Source organism: Fusobacterium sp. DD2 (genome assembly GCF_018205345.1).
Taxonomy (GTDB): domain Bacteria; phylum Fusobacteriota; class Fusobacteriia; order Fusobacteriales; family Fusobacteriaceae; genus Fusobacterium_A.
The window spans coordinates 1-18662 of the sequence record NZ_JADRHM010000018.1 but is presented as its reverse complement, the minus strand read 5'-3'; the positions used below and the strand labels follow the sequence as shown (position 1 = coordinate 18662).

17 protein-coding genes and 1 riboswitch are annotated in these 18662 nt (G+C 31.1%); of the genes, 6 read left to right on the top strand and 11 right to left on the bottom strand.

All coding sequences use genetic code 11. The features are described 5' to 3' along the window. Positions 1 to 10 precede the first annotated feature (10 nt). The 11 genes from IX290_RS04350 to gltS form a co-directional block, all read right to left on the bottom strand. Positions 11 to 1582 (bottom strand): ClC family H(+)/Cl(-) exchange transporter, encoded by a 1572-nt coding sequence (locus IX290_RS04350; protein ID WP_211491996.1) that lies wholly within the window; start codon positions 1580 to 1582, stop codon positions 11 to 13. A gap of 232 nt (positions 1583 to 1814) precedes the next feature. After that, the gene (locus IX290_RS04345) at positions 1815 to 2732 is read right to left on the bottom strand and encodes an LD-carboxypeptidase (RefSeq protein WP_211491995.1); all 918 of its coding nucleotides are present in this window, start codon (positions 2730 to 2732) and stop codon (positions 1815 to 1817) included. A 9-nt stretch (positions 2733 to 2741) separates the two neighbouring features. Then, on the bottom strand, positions 2742 to 4286 hold the full coding sequence (gene dacB, locus IX290_RS04340; protein WP_211491994.1) for a D-alanyl-D-alanine carboxypeptidase/D-alanyl-D-alanine-endopeptidase: 1545 nt from the start codon (positions 4284 to 4286) through the stop codon (positions 2742 to 2744). Positions 4287 to 4319: 33 nt separating this feature from the next. After that, entirely contained in the window at positions 4320 to 4859 is a 540-nt protein-coding gene (locus tag IX290_RS04335) for a spore maturation protein (RefSeq protein WP_249168852.1), read from the bottom strand. Positions 4860 to 4891: 32 nt separating this feature from the next. Beyond that, positions 4892 to 5506 carry a nucleoside recognition domain-containing protein gene (locus IX290_RS04330; protein ID WP_211491993.1) on the bottom strand — a complete coding sequence of 205 codons (615 nt, stop codon included), beginning with the start codon at positions 5504 to 5506 and terminating at the stop codon, positions 4892 to 4894. A 69-nt stretch (positions 5507 to 5575) separates the two neighbouring features. Beyond that, a riboswitch (Lysine riboswitch) is annotated at positions 5576 to 5745 on the bottom strand. A 348-nt stretch (positions 5746 to 6093) separates the two neighbouring features. Then, the gene (locus IX290_RS04325) at positions 6094 to 6234 is read right to left on the bottom strand and encodes a hypothetical protein (protein ID WP_211491992.1); all 141 of its coding nucleotides are present in this window, start codon (positions 6232 to 6234) and stop codon (positions 6094 to 6096) included. 357 nt (positions 6235 to 6591) lie between these two features. Next, a complete protein-coding gene (locus IX290_RS04320; RefSeq protein ID WP_211491991.1) occupies positions 6592 to 7011 on the bottom strand; it encodes a hypothetical protein in 420 nt (139 codons plus the stop codon). A gap of 141 nt (positions 7012 to 7152) precedes the next feature. Next, positions 7153 to 8253, bottom strand: coding sequence for a choloylglycine hydrolase family protein (locus IX290_RS04315; RefSeq protein ID WP_211491990.1), 1101 nt, complete (start codon positions 8251 to 8253; stop codon positions 7153 to 7155). Positions 8254 to 8325: 72 nt separating this feature from the next. After that, positions 8326 to 8679, bottom strand: a complete 354-nt coding sequence (locus tag IX290_RS04310) for a YbaB/EbfC family nucleoid-associated protein (protein WP_211491989.1) — start codon at positions 8677 to 8679, stop codon at positions 8326 to 8328. A gap of 87 nt (positions 8680 to 8766) precedes the next feature. After that, the gene (sppA, locus tag IX290_RS04305) at positions 8767 to 10491 is read right to left on the bottom strand and encodes a signal peptide peptidase SppA (RefSeq protein WP_211491988.1); all 1725 of its coding nucleotides are present in this window, start codon (positions 10489 to 10491) and stop codon (positions 8767 to 8769) included. A gap of 135 nt (positions 10492 to 10626) precedes the next feature. Next, a complete protein-coding gene (gene gltS, locus IX290_RS04300) occupies positions 10627 to 11814 on the bottom strand; it encodes a sodium/glutamate symporter (protein WP_211491987.1) in 1188 nt (395 codons plus the stop codon). A gap of 298 nt (positions 11815 to 12112) precedes the next feature. Between gltS and IX290_RS04295 the strand changes: the two genes are divergently transcribed. The 6 genes from IX290_RS04295 to IX290_RS04270 all read left to right on the top strand — a co-directional run bounded on the left by IX290_RS04295 (position 12113) and on the right by IX290_RS04270 (position 18631). Beyond that, entirely contained in the window at positions 12113 to 13843 is a 1731-nt protein-coding gene (locus IX290_RS04295; protein ID WP_211491986.1) for a phospho-sugar mutase, read from the top strand. A gap of 15 nt (positions 13844 to 13858) precedes the next feature. Next, a complete protein-coding gene (gene hemW, locus IX290_RS04290) occupies positions 13859 to 14935 on the top strand; it encodes a radical SAM family heme chaperone HemW (RefSeq protein WP_211491985.1) in 1077 nt (358 codons plus the stop codon). A gap of 14 nt (positions 14936 to 14949) precedes the next feature. Next, on the top strand, positions 14950 to 15639 hold the full coding sequence (locus IX290_RS04285) for a YggS family pyridoxal phosphate-dependent enzyme (protein WP_211491984.1): 690 nt from the start codon (positions 14950 to 14952) through the stop codon (positions 15637 to 15639). 21 nt (positions 15640 to 15660) lie between these two features. Beyond that, a complete protein-coding gene (sepF, locus tag IX290_RS04280; RefSeq protein WP_211491983.1) occupies positions 15661 to 16155 on the top strand; it encodes a cell division protein SepF in 495 nt (164 codons plus the stop codon). Next, the gene (locus tag IX290_RS04275) at positions 16155 to 17156 is read left to right on the top strand and encodes a 7-cyano-7-deazaguanine synthase (protein WP_211491982.1); all 1002 of its coding nucleotides are present in this window, start codon (positions 16155 to 16157) and stop codon (positions 17154 to 17156) included. The genes sepF and IX290_RS04275 overlap by 1 nt, the downstream gene beginning before the upstream one ends. 134 nt (positions 17157 to 17290) lie before the next feature. After that, positions 17291 to 18631 carry an alanine/glycine:cation symporter family protein gene (locus IX290_RS04270; protein ID WP_211491981.1) on the top strand — a complete coding sequence of 447 codons (1341 nt, stop codon included), beginning with the start codon at positions 17291 to 17293 and terminating at the stop codon, positions 18629 to 18631. The last annotated feature ends 31 nt before the right edge of the window (positions 18632 to 18662 follow it).

Genomic DNA, 18662 nt, shown 5'->3' with positions numbered 1-18662 from the left:
TTTTTTGGTTTTAATTACTTCCTTCTTTTACTAATTCCTCTTTCATTGCAAAAGCTTTTTCCTTTGGTATTAAGAATACAAGGAGATCTCCCCCTCTTATTACCATAGAATTTTTTGGAATAATATCATGGTCATTTCTTCTTATTGAAACTAGAAGCACATCTTCTGGAATAGCAAGTTCTGATACTTTTTTACCATCCAGTTCAGAGTCCCCTACAACAGGTATACTGATAAGTGTTTTCTTTCCAATATGAACTTTTTCATCTGGTGTATCCTTAGCCATTCTTTCATATAATAACTCATATACAGGTTCTACACCAAGTATATCTGTAATATAATAAGCTATTACTGAAACAGTTGCAAGAGCAAGAAGATGATCAAAGTTACCAGTCATTTCCAGAATAAGAACTGCTCCTGTAATTGGAGCTCTTACTACAGCAACGAAATATCCAGCCATTCCTAAAACCATAAAATGTGATACAAATTCTGGCGGGAAATTCAGATATCTTATTAAAATTATTGCATATATCTTTCCAACTACTGCTCCTAATACAAGCATTGGTAGGAAAATACCTCCTGCAAATCCAGTTGCATATGAAAAGACCGTAAATAATAATTTTAAAATAAATATAAGTATAAGTATTGATATTGTGTTTTTACCAGTTACCATTTCTTCAACTAATGTATGTCCTCCACCTGTAACTTCTGGAAGAAAATAACAAAGAAGCAATGATGATGACATTACACATGATACCTTAAACCATCTTGGTACCTTATTTGTCTTATATATATCCTGAGCTTTTAATAGCATAACTGTAAAAAGTTTTCCTAAAAAAGCTATAATAATTCCAAGAATTATATATAAAGTAAATTGATAATATGGATTTAACTCATTTGGATATAGTGCTATAAGATCAAATGAAGTAGCAGATCCAAACAATCTTCTTCCCATAAAGTTTGATGCTATACTTGCTAAGAAGGCACATATTAATAGCTTTGCAGATATAAATCTATGTAACTCCTCAAGTGCAAACATAACTCCAGATAATGGAGCTCCAAATGCTCCAGCAAGTCCAGCACTGGCACCACTTGTTATAAGATATTTTTTCTCTACAATATCCCTGTCAAATAACTTAGTCGCTCCAAATGCCACATAAGAACCTATTTGAACAGATGGTCCCTCTCTTCCTAATGATAGACCAGCTCCTATTCCCATTACCCCTGATACAAATTTGGCAACAAGTTCTTGAAACCACTTAGTATAATCAAGTTGTCTCAGTAAAATTCCTTTTACCTGTGGTATTCCGCTTCCAGATATTTTAGGATATTTTTTTGCTATATAATCAACAATAAATCCTATTAAAATAAAAGCGATCCAGACAATAAATATAAACTGTGGTCCTTTAAATACAGAATCTTCTATTATCATTTTTCTAAAAGCGTTAGTATGCTCTAATACCAATCTGTAAAGAGAAACAATAAATCCTGTAATAGCCCCTACAGCAACACATAGAAGGTATAGTTTTCCACTCCCCTTATGTAGAAGCTTCAAGGTATCTGTTACATTTTCCTGTGTTTTCATGAAAACTCCTCCATATTTTATTATTAGCTCTTTTATTTTAATACGTTTTCGTCAAATATACAACCTTAATTTAAAAAATTTGACATTAGCTTGGCAGGCTAACAATATTATAACAAGTGAACATTTTTTATTCTAGTTATCAATTTCCATAAAAAAATGTTCGTAAAATATTTTACGAACATTTGATTTGATTATGTTTTATATAGATTGTATGTTCTATTATATAGAACTATTATTCCACTACCTTTTCTAAGATCTCTATACTTTTGTTCTCTGAATCAATTTTACACATAGCTCCTAAAGGTAGCGTAAGCATTGGTTCTGAATGACCACTTTCTATTCCACTTAAAACTGGAACAGGTAAATCTTTAAAGTAATCTTCAAAAACCTCATTAAGAGACATATCTTCCTGGGCATCCTTATTACAGTTTTTAAAATCTCCCAATATGATTCCTGATACTTTTTCAAAAACATTATGCTTTTTTAATTGATTTAACATTCTATCAATTTTGTAAGTTTTTTCTCCAACCTCTTCTAGAAACAGTATCTTCCCATTATAATCAATGTCATATTCTGTTCCTAGAGTTGCAATTAAAGTTGCAAGATTTCCTCCAACTAGTCTCCCCTGACCTTTTCCAGAAGAGATTACATCTATCTCTTTACTAAAGTTTTTAATACTCACTAGCTCTTTCCCATTTACCATTTGTATAAAACTTTCATATGTATTTTTATCATACTCTCCTGAAAAATTGCTTACAGCCATTGGTCCATGAAAGGTAATAAGTCCTGCTTTTTCATTTAAACTGATATGCAGTATTGTAATATCACTATATCCTACAAAAATTTTAGGATTTTTTTTAATAAGTTCATAATCAAGTAACTCAACTATTCTATTACATCCGTATCCACCACGCATACAGATAATTGCATCAATTTGAGGATCTTCAAAAAATCTGTTTATCTCATGAGCTCTTTCTCTATCTGTTCCTGCATAAGAAAACCATCTTTTTTTAGTGCATTCTCCTAGCACAACCTTGAAACCCAGGTTTTCAAGGTTTTCCTTTGCACTCTCTATTTTCTCCTCACTTGAAAAACTAGCTGGTGCAACTATACCTATTGTATCTCCATCTTTAAGTCTCTTTCCTACCATTAAAATCTCCTAAAATAATTTATTAAGTAAATCTTCAATCTCTCTTTTTACCTGATTTCTGCTTCCATTCCAATGATTTATCATTATAGTAAAAGCAACCTTTTTCCCATCCTTTTCCATATAACCTGCATAGGATTGAACGCCTCCCATACTTCCGCTTTTTACTCTTGCTTCTCCATCAAATCTTTCTGCTGTTAAAAATCCAACAACAGTTCCTTCATATCCTGCTTTTGGAAGAAAACCTACATATTCTGGATAATTATGATACATATATACAAGAATATCTGTTAGAGTTTTTCCTGAAATATAATCTGCTCTTGATAATCCACTTCCATCAAATATACCAAGCGCAGAAGTATCTATCCCTTTTTCTTCCCAATATTCTTTTATATCTACACCTTTTAATTTCATTAATTGATAAAGATGTTCTGCATAGTGATTATCACTTTCTACTAAAAGTACATTTATCATCTCTCCAATTGTTTTAGATTCAGCAACTCCTATAACAACTGGATTTTTAGGTCTTTTCTGTGTTGTTCTTGCTGTTTCTACCTTTCCATTTACACTAATTCCAGCATCTGTTAATCTCTCTTTAAAATATTCACCTAAAAACATTCCTGGATCTGGAATATCACTTTTTACCACTATGTTTTTCTGATTAGCTGGTATCTCTCCTACAAGTGTTCTTTTATTTTCAAAAGGAAGTCCTCTTACATAAACATCATTTCTTCCCTTAGGTGAAATTTTAAGGTTATTTACAAAAGTAAGATTTGGAACTTTAGGAACAACCTTTACCACTTTTCCACCTTTTGAATCTGAATCTAAAAATATTGTGCACACATTATCAAATAGACTTATTCCATATACACTTTGTCCATACCCTGAAGCTAAATCCTCCAGTAACCATTTTCCAGATACACCATCATAACCAAAAAGGTCATCTAAGACTATGATATTCCCTTTAATGCTCTTTATTCCAGCTTTCTTAGTATCAGATACCCAGTCTTTTAAAAACTTCTCTCTATCCCCTTTAAAATTCTCAGAACCTAAAGTGGGATCTCCACTTCCTTTAATATAGAGATTTCCATTTAAAACTCCACTTTTGTCAATTTTTCCATCATACAGAAGTTTTGTCTCTAACTTTGTCTCTTCTCCTAAAATATCAAGAGCAGTTGCAGAAGTAACTATTTTCATTACAGATGCAGGAGTAGCAATATTTTCTCCCCTGTAATCAGCTAGCACTTCACCACTATCAAGATCCACTGCATAGTAAGACATATTACTATTCTTCAACATATCTCCCAACTCTATAGTTTTTCCAGTTGGAGCCTTAATCCCATCAGTTTCAATATTTTCTCCTTTTGAAATCTCCTCAGATGATTCAATTTCATTTAAGGATTTTTCTACTTCAGGAGTATTTCTAGAAGCTGAAACCTCAATAGATTTTTCCATATGATTAGTTGAAACAAATTCCTTATCATTTGCCACAGGCATTTTGTTACAACTAGCAATTAAAAACGACAACATAAGTAAAATTTTAAATTTTTTGTACATATCAATCTCCAATACTTTTTATATTTTAATATTTTATCCAAATATTAATCTACAAACCCATACAGCAGTTAAAAGTCCTGCAACGTCAGCAATCAATCCTACTACTACAGCATGTCTTATCTTTCTTATACTTACAGCACCAAAATATACTGCTAATACATAGAAAGTTGTTTCAGTAGAACCCATCATAGTTGAAGCAATTCTACCTATTAATGAATCAGGTCCATAAGTAATTAACAGATCATTCATTACTCCACTTGCTCCTCCACCTGATAGTGGTCTTAATATTGCAAGAGGAAGAACCTCTCCTGGCATTCCTATAAATTGGAATACAGGGTCTAACACTCTAAGCATTATATCTATACATCCAGAAGCTCTAAATATTCCAATAGCAACAAGCATTGCTACTAAAAATGGGATAATTCTTATTGAAGTTGTAAATCCCTCTTTAGCTCCCTCACAAAATACTTCATATACTTTTACTTTTTTTACAAAATAAGCATATCCTACTATTACTAATAGTATCACAGGTATTGCATATAGTGAAATTTTTTCCATTATTGTTATAAACATTTTTTCCCTCCACTAAGATTTTTTTGATTTTATTAAGCTCTTGCTGGTTCGTTAACTTTTTCCCTTCTGTATTTAGGAAGTTTTTCAAATATCTTGCATGCAATTATTGCTACAGTTGTAGATACTGCTGTTGCAACTATTGTAGGTGCAATTATTTCAGGAGCATTTACAGATCCAGCTGCAACTCTATATGCAATTACACTTGATGAAATCAATGTTACTGAAGATGTATTAATAGCTAAAAACATTATCATAGCATTTGAAGCTTCATCTTTATTTGTATTTAACTCCTGTAACTCCTGCATAGCTTTAATTCCTAATGGAGTTGCTGCATTTCCAAGACCAAATACATTTGCAGCCATATTTGCTACCATACTACCCATAGCTGGGTGATCTGCTGGTACCTCAGGAAACAGTCTTACCATAATAGGTTTCATAAGTCTTCCAAGACCTCTTACCATTCCTGCCTCTTCTGCTATTTTCATAAGTCCTAACCACAATGCCATTATTCCAATCATCTCTAAAGAAAGAGTAACTCCTGTTCCTGCAGATTTAATCGCTGCATCAGTTACATCCTGAGTATGTCCAGTTACCATTCCAACTAATATTCCAACTACTATTAAGAAACACCAAATTGCATTTATCATTTTCTCCTCCTCAAAATCATAATTATCATTAGAAATAAAAAAATCACAGCTGAAACTGTGATACACATTTAAAGATAGATTTCCACTACAATAAAATGGAGTAATATGAATATTATCCATACCACTAATAAAAAAGTTCAGCCTTCTTTTCTACTTCAGCAAATTCCCCTTTCATCACACCTGATCGCCTGCCAAGCTGAGTGTAATTACTTTTGTCCTTCGCTACCTATCTATTATTCTATTGTTGTGTAAAGTATACTCCAATTTAATATAAATGTATAATATATTTTATATATGTTACTCTTTACCTTGTAAATATTAATAAAAAAAATATTATAAGATAATCAAAATATTTGTTGACTTTAATGTTCTGTGTGATATAATAGCATTGTCATAAGACATTTCCTTAAATTTTACATTTAAACATTTTAATTTCTAGAGTTAAAGAGAGGTATCAGGCCAAAGTACCTCTCTTTACTCTTTTTTGTAAATCCATAGATAATCAAACTATTTGTAATATACAAAAAGAGGCAATTGCAAACTTATAAAAAGCAACAGCCTCTTTAATAATAACTTATAATTTTCTATTAATAATTTCTTGGAAGAACAGCTTTAATAGCATTTGTCATATAATCTCTTTGAACAGTAACCCTGTCTCCAACATCTCTTAAAAGCATATCTACCTCTTCAACTGTCATTCCATGCCTTACTTTTAAAGAAAAATTCATAGGAAAATTGACCTCTCCATCTACATATGCATCTTCTGCTATCCAGTTTCCAGGTTCTACAAAACCATTATACTCATGATTTTTAATCTTTTTACCATTTATAGTTGAATCTTTCCATAATACATCTATACCTAACTGAGTCTTATTGGTTACAACAATATTAAGTCCATTCCAATAACCTATTCTTGCATCTACATCTACTAGATTTGACCTTTTACTACTGTGTTTTCCGGTCTTACTCTAGCTCCACAGCATCCTGATAGCATCAGAGCAAAAAGTGCAAAAAACACCCCTAAAATATATTTCTTCATCTTTCCCTCCTCAAATATCCTGCCACTATTTACAAAGTATTTTATCTTATTCAATTGTTAAAATATTCTCATTTTCATTTATCAGGTATTTAAAAGTCAGTGAAAATTGTATTACATCCTCTGTTATATATTGTAGGTCACTTGCTGTTGACATATTATATATAGATAAGATTGTATTATAATACCAACTGAAAAAATATAAAGTAGCATTGTATTTTTCATCCTCATCATAAGTAACTGAAAGTATTCCTTTAACTCTCTTAAATAACTGTTCTCCACTGTCAGATGTTACAAGGGTATTTTTCTCTTTGCACTTATTTATATAATCCAAATGCTCTTTTATTAAACCTTTTATTTTTCTTAAACTTTCACTGGCGGGAATTTCTTTTTTGTAGAAAAACTCTCGTAGTTTTCTTCTGGATCCGTCATCTAAAAACATTTCCAGCATTTTACTGTCACAAATCATCTCATCCCCTCCTCGCCCCTTCTAATTTGAGGATACTTCTTTTTGAGACATTTGTCAATTACTTTTTCCTATGTTAAGTGTGATAAAACACTTTTTTACAACAAAAATAGATTTCATAATATGATTTAATTAAAATATAATCTAAATTTCTACCTCTTTTATATTTTCCTTCATATCTGGATCCAATGGTAAACTTTTAAAGCCCACTTTTGAAAAATCAATTTTACTCAGATCGACCTTTCTAATTTGATCATTGTACATTGTTTTATAATAAAACTCACCATCACTTAAATTACTTGCTGCTGTCCACTGAGTAGCACTTCTTATTCCTTCAGGAATATATTTTTGATGCTCTTTTGAATACTCCAAACCAATAGGTATATCAAAATTATTAAGAATATGGAAACTGTCAATTACACCTTCATAGGCATTTGTTGGAGTTTTTAAAGTGTTTAACATGAAAAAAGCTCTTACAAATCTTGATGGTGGAGTAATATCTCCTGGAAGTCCTAGCATCCCTGTTCCTGCTCCAAATGAAAAAATCTTCTGTCCATTTTTTTCATAATTCTCTGCATTACCTGCATATAGATTTATGTAGTTATTCAGATTTTTTACCTGCCAATCATAATCTGGAGAGTTAGTTAAAATTCCTACCTTATTTTCATATATTTTAACCTCTCCATTATTTACTATTTCAATTACAATATTTCCGCCATTTTTATCTGCAACTCTCCAATGTGCAGTAGGAAGTGGTGTTCCATCATCTAAATACTGTATATTTGTTACAATTATCTTCTTAAGTCCCTCTTTAACTTCATCTACATTTTTAAAGTTAGATAACATCCAGCTTACAAACTGTAAATCAACTAAAGTTTTTTTAGCAAGTTTTGGATCAAATCTTTTTAAATTACCATAGTGTGGAAAATAGAAAAGTCCTGCGTTTAATCCTGCTTCATTTATCCCTTCTCCTATAAAGAGATCATTTAATAGAGAAATTCCTACAAAGCCATATTTCCCTTTCCATTTAAGGCCATTATTTTTCCCATCTGGTGTCAATGACTGATACTCTTTCCCCCTTGGAGATACTATCAGTTTGCTGTGCAGATTTCCCTCTCCATACTCTACAGTTCTGGCCATTATTATCTCATTCTTCTCTGTTTTTACTGTTATTCCTGTACATGCATATGCCCCAATTGAAATCACTGAAAATACTCCTATTAATAACCCTAAAAATTTTCCCATTTATCTCCTCCTCTGATTTTTTATAAAAAAAAGCACCTAGTGATTCTAGGTGCAATTAATAATTTCCTTTTTTTAGAATAATCCTGGAATGTTAATTCCACCAGTGACTTTTCCCATTTCAGTTTCAGCTAACTCATCTGCTTGTCTCATAGCTTCTCTAACAGCAGAAACTACTAAATCTTCTAACATCTCTTTATCTTCAGCCGCTTCTTTTACAATTTCATCAGTGAATTTAACTTCTAAAAGTTCTTTTTGTCCGTTAACTTTAACAGTAACAGCTCCTCCACCAACTGATGCAGTAAGTTCTTTTTCTTTTAACTGCTCTTGAACAACTAACATTTGTTGTTGCATAGCTTGAGCTTGTTTTAATATATTCATTTGGCTTCCACCTTGATTTTGTTTTCCACCTTTTAATTTTCTTACCATTGCTACAATCCTCCTGATATTTTGTTTTCTAACTGTGATTATATCATATTTTCATCTACTTTTTCAACTATTTCTTAAGTTATCTGGCTAAATCTCATAAGGGAAATAGTAGATAGGTTTAAATAAAAAATCTCTATCATTTATTAATGTTTCAGCTTTAAAATAAAGCTTTAAAAAAGGAATTTTTCTCTTAATAATCATATCAAGTCTTGGTTTATCCTTTATCTCTACAACATCGTATTTTGTAAGCTGAAGTTTTTTAGAAAGAGCATCTATTGTCTCCTCTATTCCGCCTATCTCATCAACAAGTCCTATTTTTTTACCTTTTTCTCCCAACCAGACTCTTCCTTCTCCTATACTATTGATATACTCTTTTGTTCTGTGTCTGCTCTTAGCTACTATATCTAAAAACTCATCATATACTTCTAAGCTTGATTCATAAACTTTTTTTCTGTCCTCATTTGTAAACTCCTGAGTAAGAGAGTACAAATCAGAATACTTACCTTTTTTTATAGTGGAGATATTTACATCTGCCTTTCCTAAAAGTTTTTTAAAGTTTGGAATAATACTTACAACACCTATAGATCCTGTAACACTTTCTTTATCAGCAAAAATCTTATCTCCAGCTGATGCTATATAATATCCACCTGATGCTGCAACTCCGCCAATTGATACATATATTGGTTTCTTATCTTTAATGCTTTTAAGTTTGGTATTGATAAGATTAGATGCTAAAGCTGAACCTCCAGGAGAATTGATACGTAAAACTATACCTTTTACCTCTTTATCCTTTAATGCTGCATCTATCTGTTTAAATACTTTTCCTGGAGTAATTCCATCCATATAGTCACTACTTTCAGAGTCATCCATGTGAATCTCTCCATCCAGATATATTATTGCTATCTTATCACCATTTCTTCTCTCATGTTTTACCGTGTAATCATCAATATCTATAATTCTATCCTCTCCTAATTCATCGAGAACTTCACTTTCATTAACTTTATAATCAATAAGACCATACTTATACAATGTTGAAGAATTACCTGCAACAAATTCTCCATTTAACAGATCATTTTCAAACTTTGCTAAAGGAATTTCTCTTTTTTCAGATACCTTTTGTACAAAATTGTCATATACACTATCTTTCAACTCTGTAATATTTGCCCTGAATTCTTTAGACATCTCTTTTTTAGTATAATTTTCTCCAAAAGCTTTGTAATCACCCACATGAATCACATTAAAATCCACCCCTAATTTATCAGCAAGTCCCTTATAATAAGCAAGTTCACTATAGTATCCTGTAATATCAGAGCCAGTTGTAACAGTATCTGGCATATATATAGTAGCATCAGAACTAACTGCTAATTTATAATTTCTATTATCATAATTATTTGCATAGGCTATTACATTCATGCCATCTTCTTTAAGCTCACTTATTTTTTTAGCCAACTCTTCTATCTGTGCATTGTCAACAGATATATTATCAAGTTTAATAAATAATCCATCTATATTGGGATCTTTTTTTATATGGTTTAATTTTTCTAATAAAGAGTAAAAACTTCCTTCACTGCCACCTAAATATTCTGGAATATCTTCTGCATATTCATTATAGCTCCTGCTTAAATCAATTTTTACATAAGAATTAGGCTGTATTTTTGTAACATGCTCTGTAGATTGTTTCAATGTCACAGCAACTATTCCACTTAATATGATAAATAATAATATAAATTTTATAAAAAAAGAAATAATTTCACGAATTATGAACAATATCATTTTGAAAATATACTTAAAAATTATTTTTAAAAACTTCATCCTTCCTCCTCAAATATATATATTTTTAATGATAACAATATTTTGCTTCTTAGTCAATAATTAATTCTCTATAAAAAAAGAAGAGATGATATCTCTATCATCCCTACTATATTATGAAAAGTTTATAAAATTTAGCTATTTTAATATATTTATAAAGAATGTTATTATTGCAGCATTAAAGAAATCTATAAACAATCCTCCAACTATAGGTATAACGAAGAATGCTTTAGGTGATGGAAGATATTTTGCTGTTAATGCTTCCATGTTTGCTAATGCTTTTGGAGTAGTTCCAAATCCACATCCACAGTGTCCACCTGTCATAACTGCTGCGTCATAATCTTTTCCTGTAAGTCTAAATGTAATAAAGTATGCAAATCCTCCCATAAGTACTGTTTGCCCAATCAGCATGATGATTAATGGAAGAGCTAGTTCTTTTAATTCCCAAAGTTTGAAACTCATTAATACCATTGATAAGAACATTGCAAGTGTAAAGCTCCCTATTACAGATACAACATCTAGGTCTATATCAAATAATCCAGTTTCATCTGATAAGTTTCTCATTATAGATGCTGCAAACATTGCTCCAATATATGGTGGTAAAACAAGTCCTAAGCTATTTAATATATTTGAAATAATACTTCCAATTCCCATTGCTATTATGATTTGGAATCCTGTTGGAATAACATTAGCAAGTGTTAATGTTGATGCTTTTTCATCCATTCCTGAGAATTCTGCATAACTTACTCTATTTTCTATAAGTTTTCTTTTTTCAATAAGTCTTTTACATATAGGTCCTGCAATTATACTTCCAGCTATAAGGGCATATGTTGCTGTTGCCATTGCTACCATTGTTGCTCCTGGTGTTCCAAATCCTTCAATTATTGGTCCAAAAGCTCCTGCTGTACCAGGTCCACCTGTTGTTGCAAGTGATCCAGTTGCTAGTCCTATCATTAAGTTTACATTTAATACTTTTGCCATTGCTACTCCTGCAACGTTTTGTAAAAATGCAAGTAATACTGCTGAGATTAAAAACATAAGTACTGGTAATCCAGCTTTTTTAAGAAGCTTTATACTAGCTGAGAATCCAACTGTTGTAAAGAAAGCTATCATAAAAATGTCTCTAAGTGAATCTTCAAATGTAAATACAAATAATCCTGTTTCATGCCCTATTAATGTTATTATAGAAAAAACTGTTCCACCAGTTACAGCATCTGGTATGCAGTTGTCTTTTAAAAATCTGAATTTGTTGTTTAAAATTTTTCCTAAGTAAAAAACCATTACGGCAAGTGCCATCGTTTGGATAGTCGATAAATTAATGTTCATATTATTGTTCCTTCTATTATTTACTACATATATGTTTACCATTTATAATTTAGAATTACCATTAAAATATATCATATACGAAGGATATATTTCAAATTCAAAATATATATATATTTTCAATAGAATGTTTAAATATATTAATACTATATTTTTTGTACTATATCTGAAATAATTGAGTTCATTTTCTATACATTATTTTTTGTTTTATTTTTTTATACTTTATTATTAATTTCTTATGTATTATAATGTATAATAGAAGTATGTTAGAAAATATCGTTTAATAATGGAGGGGTGGGTTATGTCAAAAAGTTATTTAGACTACTACAAAGAATGGGTTGAATCAGATTACCTTACACAAGATGACAAGGAAGAACTTATAAGTATAAAAGGTGATGATAAAGAGATTGAAAGTAGATTTTATACTGATTTAAGTTTTGGAACTGCTGGTATGAGAGGTGTAAGAGGAGTAGGAAGAAACAGAATAAATATCTATAATATAAGAAAAGCTACTCAAGGTCTTGCAAATTACATTTTAAAAGTTACAGGAGAAGAAGGAGCTAAAAGAGGAGTTGCCATTGCTTATGACTGTAGAATTGGATCAGTTGAATATGCATTAAATTCAGCTCTTGTATTAGCTGCAAATGGTATAAAAGCTTATCTATTTACATCTTTAAGATCAACACCAGAACTTTCTTTTGCTACAAGAGAACTTAAAGCTCAAGCTGGTATCATGGTTACAGCATCTCACAATCCAAAAGAATACAATGGATACAAAGTATACTGGGAAGATGGAGCTCAAATAGTTGAACCTCAGGCAAGTGGAATAGTTAATTCTGTAAATTCTGTAGATATTTTTAAAGATATTAAATTTATCCCAGAAACAGAGGCAATTAAAAAAGGACTTCTTATATATATAGATAAGAAAATAGATGATAGATTTGTTGAAGAGGTTGAAAAACAAGCTATTAATAGAGATATACCTGGTAAAGATAAATTTAAAATAGTTTACTCTCCACTACATGGAACAGGAAGAGTAGCAGTACAAAGAGTTTTAAAAGAGATGGGATTTGAATCTGTGTACACTGTCCCTGAGCAGGAGATGCCAAATGGATTATTCCCAACTTGCTCTTATGCAAATCCAGAGGATACTTCTGTTTTTAAATTAAGTACTGAGCTTGCTGATAAAGTAGGTGCAAAAATATGTCTTGCAAATGACCCAGATGCAGATAGAACTGGTATTGCTATAAAAGATGATGATGGAAACTGGTATTATCCAAATGGAAACCAACTGGGAATTCTATTAATGAACTATATTCTTGAAATGAAAAAAGATATTCCAGCAAATGGAGCAGTTATCTCTACAATTGTTTCTACTCCTATGCTAGATGTAATTGCAAAGGATAAAAAAGTAAAATTATTTAGAACTCTTACTGGATTTAAATACATTGGAGAAAAAATTAGACAATTTGAAAATAAAGAACTTGACGGAACATTTATATTTGGATTTGAAGAATCTATTGGATACCTTATTGGAACTCATGTAAGAGATAAAGATGCAGTTGTTTCATCTCTTCTAATATCTGAAATGGCAGCATATTATGACAGTGTTGGAAGTACATTGTATAAAGAACTTAATAAACTATATGAAAAATATGGTTGGTATCGTGAAGAGACTATCTCTGTTACAAAACAAGGTAAGAGTGGACTTGAAGAGATTGGTGCTATAATGGATAAATTAAGAACTCATGAACACAATGTAATCTGTTGCAAAAAAGTTGTAACTTATAAAGACTTTGAAACACAAGTTGAAAGAGATATGATTGCTGGTACAACTTCAAAGATAACACTTCCTAAATCTAATGTTATCCAATTTATACTTGAAGATAATACATATATAACTGTAAGACCTTCTGGTACTGAGCCAAAAATTAAATATTATATAGGTATAGTTGATAGCTCTAAAGAAAAAGCTGAAAATAAATTAAAAAATATTAAAGAACAATTTTTAGATTATATTGAAAAATTGTAACATAAGGAGAGTTAAATGGTTGATGCAATATATTTGCACATTCCTTTCTGCTCTAATAAATGCAATTATTGCGATTTTCTTTCTTTTACATCAACAGATGAAATGAGAAAAAAATATGTAGATTATATATTAAAGGAGATAGACCTCTACCCTGATTACAGTTATGACACTGTTTATTTCGGTGGAGGTACTCCATCTCTTTTAGAGCATGAAGACATAAAAAGAATACTTGATAGATTAAAAATCAAACCTGATGCTGAGGTTACAATGGAAGTAAATCCTAAAACTGTTGATTTGGAATACTTAAAAAACATCAGAAAACATGGAATAAATAGGCTTAGCATTGGTATTCAAAGTTTTAATGACAAGTTTTTAAGTATCCTTGGAAGAATACATAATTCCAAGGAAGCAATTGCAACATATGAGGATGCAAGAAAAGCCGGATTTGACAATATAAGTTTGGACTTGATGTTCTCACTTCCTGAACAGAGCTTAGAGGATGTAAAAAATGATTTAAAGAAACTGTTTTCATTAGATCCTGAGCATTTTTCAATCTATTCTCTTATATGGGAGGAGGGAACTCCTTTTTATAAACAGTTGGAAAAAGGATTGCTTAAAGAAACAGATAATGATTTAGAAGCATCTATGTATGAAGAGATTATATCCCTATCAAAAAAAGCCGGATATAATCACTATGAAATTTCAAATTTTGCAAAACCTGGCTATGAAGCCAGACACAACAGTAAGTACTGGGAAAACCATGAATATTTAGGTATAGGTTTAGGAGCTTCAGGGTATATTGGCAATCTAAGATATAAAAATCTAATGCAATTTTCTAAATATTATGATACTATAGATGAAGGAGTAGTTCCTGTTTTTGAAAGAGAAGAAGTCACTAAAGAAGGTAAAGAACAATATGAATATCTTCTGGGCTTAAGACTTTTAAATAAAGGAATAATACCTAGTGATGAATACCTTCCACTATGTAAAAGATTAGAGAAGGAAGGTTTCTTAATAAACAATAAAGGACATTTTATATTATCTCATAAAGGTATAATGCTTGCTAACGACGTTTTAACAGAATTTTTATAACTGGAGTGATAAATATGAATCTTATTAAAGAAAATATTCAGTCTAATATTGAAGAGATAAAAAAGGATATTAAAGAACATTCAATATATCCTGAAAAAGTTAAGTTTATTGCTGTCACTAAATATGGTGGGCTAGAAGTAAACCAAGTTCTTCTTGATTTAGGTATGAATATTTTTGGAGAAAACAAAGCACAGCTTATTAAAGAAAAATATGATCATTTTATTGAAAAGGATATTAACAATATTGAATGGCATTTTATAGGTAACTTACAAAAGAATAAAGTTAAATATATAGCTGATTATGTAAAACTTATTCATTCTGTAAATAAGCTATCTCTAGCTAAAGAGATTGATAAAAGAGCAAAACAAAACAATAGAGTAATTGATGTTTTACTTGAAATAAATATAGCTGGAGAAGAAACAAAAGAGGGATATGACTACCAGGACCTTGTAAAAGATATTCCAGAGTTGAAAAAACTGGAAAATATCAATATAATAGGTCTTATGACAATGGCTCCTTTTGTAGATGATGAGCCTTTAGTTAGAGGAGTATTTAAAAAACTAAGAGAGATTAAAGATGATTTAAATGAAAAATACTTTAATGGTACTCTTACTGAACTTTCAATGGGAATGACAAATGATTATAAAATCGCATTGGAAGAGGGAGCTACTATAATAAGAATAGGTAGAAAAATATATAATTAATAGAAGGGGAGGCTTTCTTTTATGGGAATAGGTAAAATTAAAGAATGGTTAGGACTTGACAATCCAGAAGGTGCAGGAGTAGATAGCGATCTTAATTTTATGGATAACGGAATTACAGAAATTGAAATTGATAATGCACCAGTAGGAAATAATTCCGAACCAGTAATTAACAATACGACAATTCATAAATCAAGTGCTCCATTAGAAGGAAATATTGGATCAGGATATCAAACAATATTCTTAGATCCAAAAACTTTTTCAGATTGCAGAAAAATTGCTGATTATATAAGAGATGACAAGATGGTAACACTAAATCTTGAATATCTTGATGAGCAGACTGCAATAAGACTTATGAACTTCTTATCAGGAGCTATGACAGTTAAAGATGCAAATTATTTAGTAATTAGTAAAAAAGTATATACAATCATTCCTAAGAGCATGAGAGTATATTATGAAGGTAAAAAAAGTATAAATCCTAAAATTTTCGATAATTTTGGAGGAGAGGTAAAACAATAGTGGAAAAAAAGATAAGAGCTTTAGCACTATTTTCAGGTGGACTGGACAGTGCATTAGCAATAAAATTAGTAAAAGATCAAGGTGTAGAAGTAATCGCCTTAAACTTTGTATCTCACTTTTTTGGTGGGAAAAATGAAAAATCGGAAAAAATGGCTGAACAACTTGGAATAAAAGTTGAATATGTTCATTTTGAAAAGAGACACACAGAAGTAGTTAAAAATCCAGTGTATGGAAGAGGAAAAAATATGAATCCATGTATTGACTGCCATTCACTTATGTTCAGAATAGCAGGAGAACTACTTGAAAAGTACGATGCACAATTTGTAATATCAGGAGAAGTATTAGGACAAAGACCTATGTCTCAAAACTCTGCAGCTCTTGAAAAAGTAAAAAAACTTTCAGGAATGAATGATCTTATTTTAAGACCTCTTTCTGCTAAGCTTTTACCACCTAGTAAAGCTGAACTTGAAGGTTGGGTAGATAGAGAGAAACTTTTAGATATTCAAGGTAGAAGTAGACATAGACAGATGGAACTTGCTGAATCTTACGGACTTAAAGAGTATCCAAGTCCTGCAGGAGGATGCCTGTTGACAGATCCGGCATATTCTGATAGACTAAGGATTATAGAAAATGATGGATTACTTGAAGAGGAGTATTCTTTCATATTCCATTTGATAAAACACAGTAGGTTTTTTAGATTTTCAAAAGGCAAATATTTATTTGTAGGAAGAGATCAGGAAGAAAATGAAAAAATAACAGAATTCCAGAATTTAGGAAGTTTTTACCTATATGGTTATAAAACTCCTGGACCACGTATGTTAGGATTTGGAGAGTTTACTGAGGAAGAGATGTTATTTGCAAAAGAATTATTTTCTAGATACTCTAAAGGTAAAGGTAGTACAGAAGTAGAGGTTAAAATCAATGATACTATTCATAAGGTTTTACCAGTAGATAAAGAGAAAATCGAAAAACAGATGAAAATATACCAAATAGTAGGGTAATGCAGATAGAGTAGGATAGTAGTATAGTAGAGAGCAGTGAATTTAAATGTTGGAAAACGGTTCTTTTATATACCATTCTAACGTCTAAATTCACTGCTCTTTTTATTTTTATAAATTATTTCAGGAGGAATTTTATGAATTTATTTGACTTATTTGAGTCCATAGTTGATTTTTTTAACAACATCATGTGGAATCATAATTTATTAGTTGTAATGCTTGTCAGTTGTGGAATCATCTTTACAATACTTACTAAAGGGGTCCAATTCAGACTTTTTAAACATATGTGTGGGTTGCTTTTTGAAAAATCAAGAGTTAAGAAAAACCAAGTATCATCATTTCAGGCTTTTTGTATCAGTACAGCTTCAAGAGTTGGAGTAGGAAACCTTGCAGGTGTTGTTGCTGCAGTATCAGTTGGAGGACCAGGTTCAGTATTCTGGATGTGGTGTGTAGCTCTACTTAGTTCGGCTACTGCTTATATTGAAGCAACAATTGCTATCATATATAGAGATAAAGACCCTCACGGTGGTTATAGAGGTGGAGCAGCTTATTTCATCAAAAACGGGCTTAATCTACCATTCTTAAGTGTATTATTTGTAATATTTGCACTTATCTGTTGGGCTGGAGTTTTCCAGATTATATCAAACTCTGTAACAGAATCTTTTAATACAGCATTTGATATAAATCCACATTATACTTCAATTGTATTAGTTGTTCTATCAGCACTTATATTATTTGGGAACAGAAACAAAATAGTTAGAGTCTTAGACAAACTAGTTCCTTTTATGGCTGGACTATATCTATTAGTGGTCTTCTTTATAATATTTAAAAACATAGGTTTAATGGGAACAACATTAGTAGATATTGTTGAACATGCATTTGGAATTAAACAATTTTTAGGTGGTACATTTGGTGCTGTTGTTATGCAGGGAGTTAAAAGAGGACTATTCTCAAATGAAGCTGGAAGTGGAAGTGCTCCATGTGCTGCTGCAGCTGCTGAAGTTGAACATCCTTCAAAACAGGGACTTATCCAGGCTCTTGGTGTATTAGTAGATACAGTAGTTATATGCAGTGCAAGTGCCTTTGTAATTTTACTTTCACGTAACTACCTTCCAGAAGGTCTTGGTGGAATGACACTTTTACAGGAAGCTTTCAGATATCAAGTTGGAGATTGGGGAGTTATATTTACAGCAGTTATACTTTTCCTATTCTCATTTAGTACAATTCTAGGAATAAGTTTCTACGCTAAGCCAAATCTTTATTTCCTTTGTGATAAAGAATGGCCTCAGGAGTTATTTAAAGTATTTACTCTTGTAATGCTTTATTTAGGTGGAATAAGACAAAACTTTCTTGTATGGAACCTGGCAGACCTTGGACTTGGTCTAATGACTATAGTGAACCTTATAGGGCTTGCTCCATTAGTTCCAAAGGCTCTTGAGTCATTAAAAGAGTATGAAAAATTATATATTAAAAAATAGATAATAAAAAAGGACTACTAAAAATATGATG

Excerpts from the sequence above, each read along its gene's own strand:
- IX290_RS04350 (WP_211491996.1), bottom strand. The coding sequence starts at position 1,582 with ATGAAAACACAGGAAAATGTAACAGATACCTTGAAGCTTCTACATAAG.
- IX290_RS04345 (WP_211491995.1), bottom strand. The coding sequence starts at position 2,732 with ATGGTAGGAAAGAGACTTAAAGATGGAGATACAATAGGTATAGTTGCA.
- dacB (WP_211491994.1), bottom strand. The coding sequence starts at position 4,286 with ATGTACAAAAAATTTAAAATTTTACTTATGTTGTCGTTTTTAATTGCT.
- IX290_RS04335 (WP_249168852.1), bottom strand. The coding sequence starts at position 4,859 with ATGTTTATAACAATAATGGAAAAAATTTCACTATATGCAATACCTGTG.
- IX290_RS04330 (WP_211491993.1), bottom strand. The coding sequence starts at position 5,506 with ATGATAAATGCAATTTGGTGTTTCTTAATAGTAGTTGGAATATTAGTT.
- IX290_RS04325 (WP_211491992.1), bottom strand. The coding sequence starts at position 6,234 with ATGAATTTTTCTTTAAAAGTAAGGCATGGAATGACAGTTGAAGAGGTA.
- IX290_RS04320 (WP_211491991.1), bottom strand. The coding sequence starts at position 7,011 with ATGATTTGTGACAGTAAAATGCTGGAAATGTTTTTAGATGACGGATCC.
- IX290_RS04315 (WP_211491990.1), bottom strand. The coding sequence starts at position 8,253 with ATGGGAAAATTTTTAGGGTTATTAATAGGAGTATTTTCAGTGATTTCA.
- IX290_RS04310 (WP_211491989.1), bottom strand. The coding sequence starts at position 8,679 with ATGGTAAGAAAATTAAAAGGTGGAAAACAAAATCAAGGTGGAAGCCAA.
- sppA (WP_211491988.1), bottom strand. The coding sequence starts at position 10,491 with ATGAAGTTTTTAAAAATAATTTTTAAGTATATTTTCAAAATGATATTG.
- gltS (WP_211491987.1), bottom strand. The coding sequence starts at position 11,814 with ATGAACATTAATTTATCGACTATCCAAACGATGGCACTTGCCGTAATG.
- IX290_RS04295 (WP_211491986.1), top strand. The coding sequence starts at position 12,113 with ATGTCAAAAAGTTATTTAGACTACTACAAAGAATGGGTTGAATCAGAT.
- hemW (WP_211491985.1), top strand. The coding sequence starts at position 13,859 with ATGGTTGATGCAATATATTTGCACATTCCTTTCTGCTCTAATAAATGC.
- IX290_RS04285 (WP_211491984.1), top strand. The coding sequence starts at position 14,950 with ATGAATCTTATTAAAGAAAATATTCAGTCTAATATTGAAGAGATAAAA.
- sepF (WP_211491983.1), top strand. The coding sequence starts at position 15,661 with ATGGGAATAGGTAAAATTAAAGAATGGTTAGGACTTGACAATCCAGAA.
- IX290_RS04270 (WP_211491981.1), top strand. The coding sequence starts at position 17,291 with ATGAATTTATTTGACTTATTTGAGTCCATAGTTGATTTTTTTAACAAC.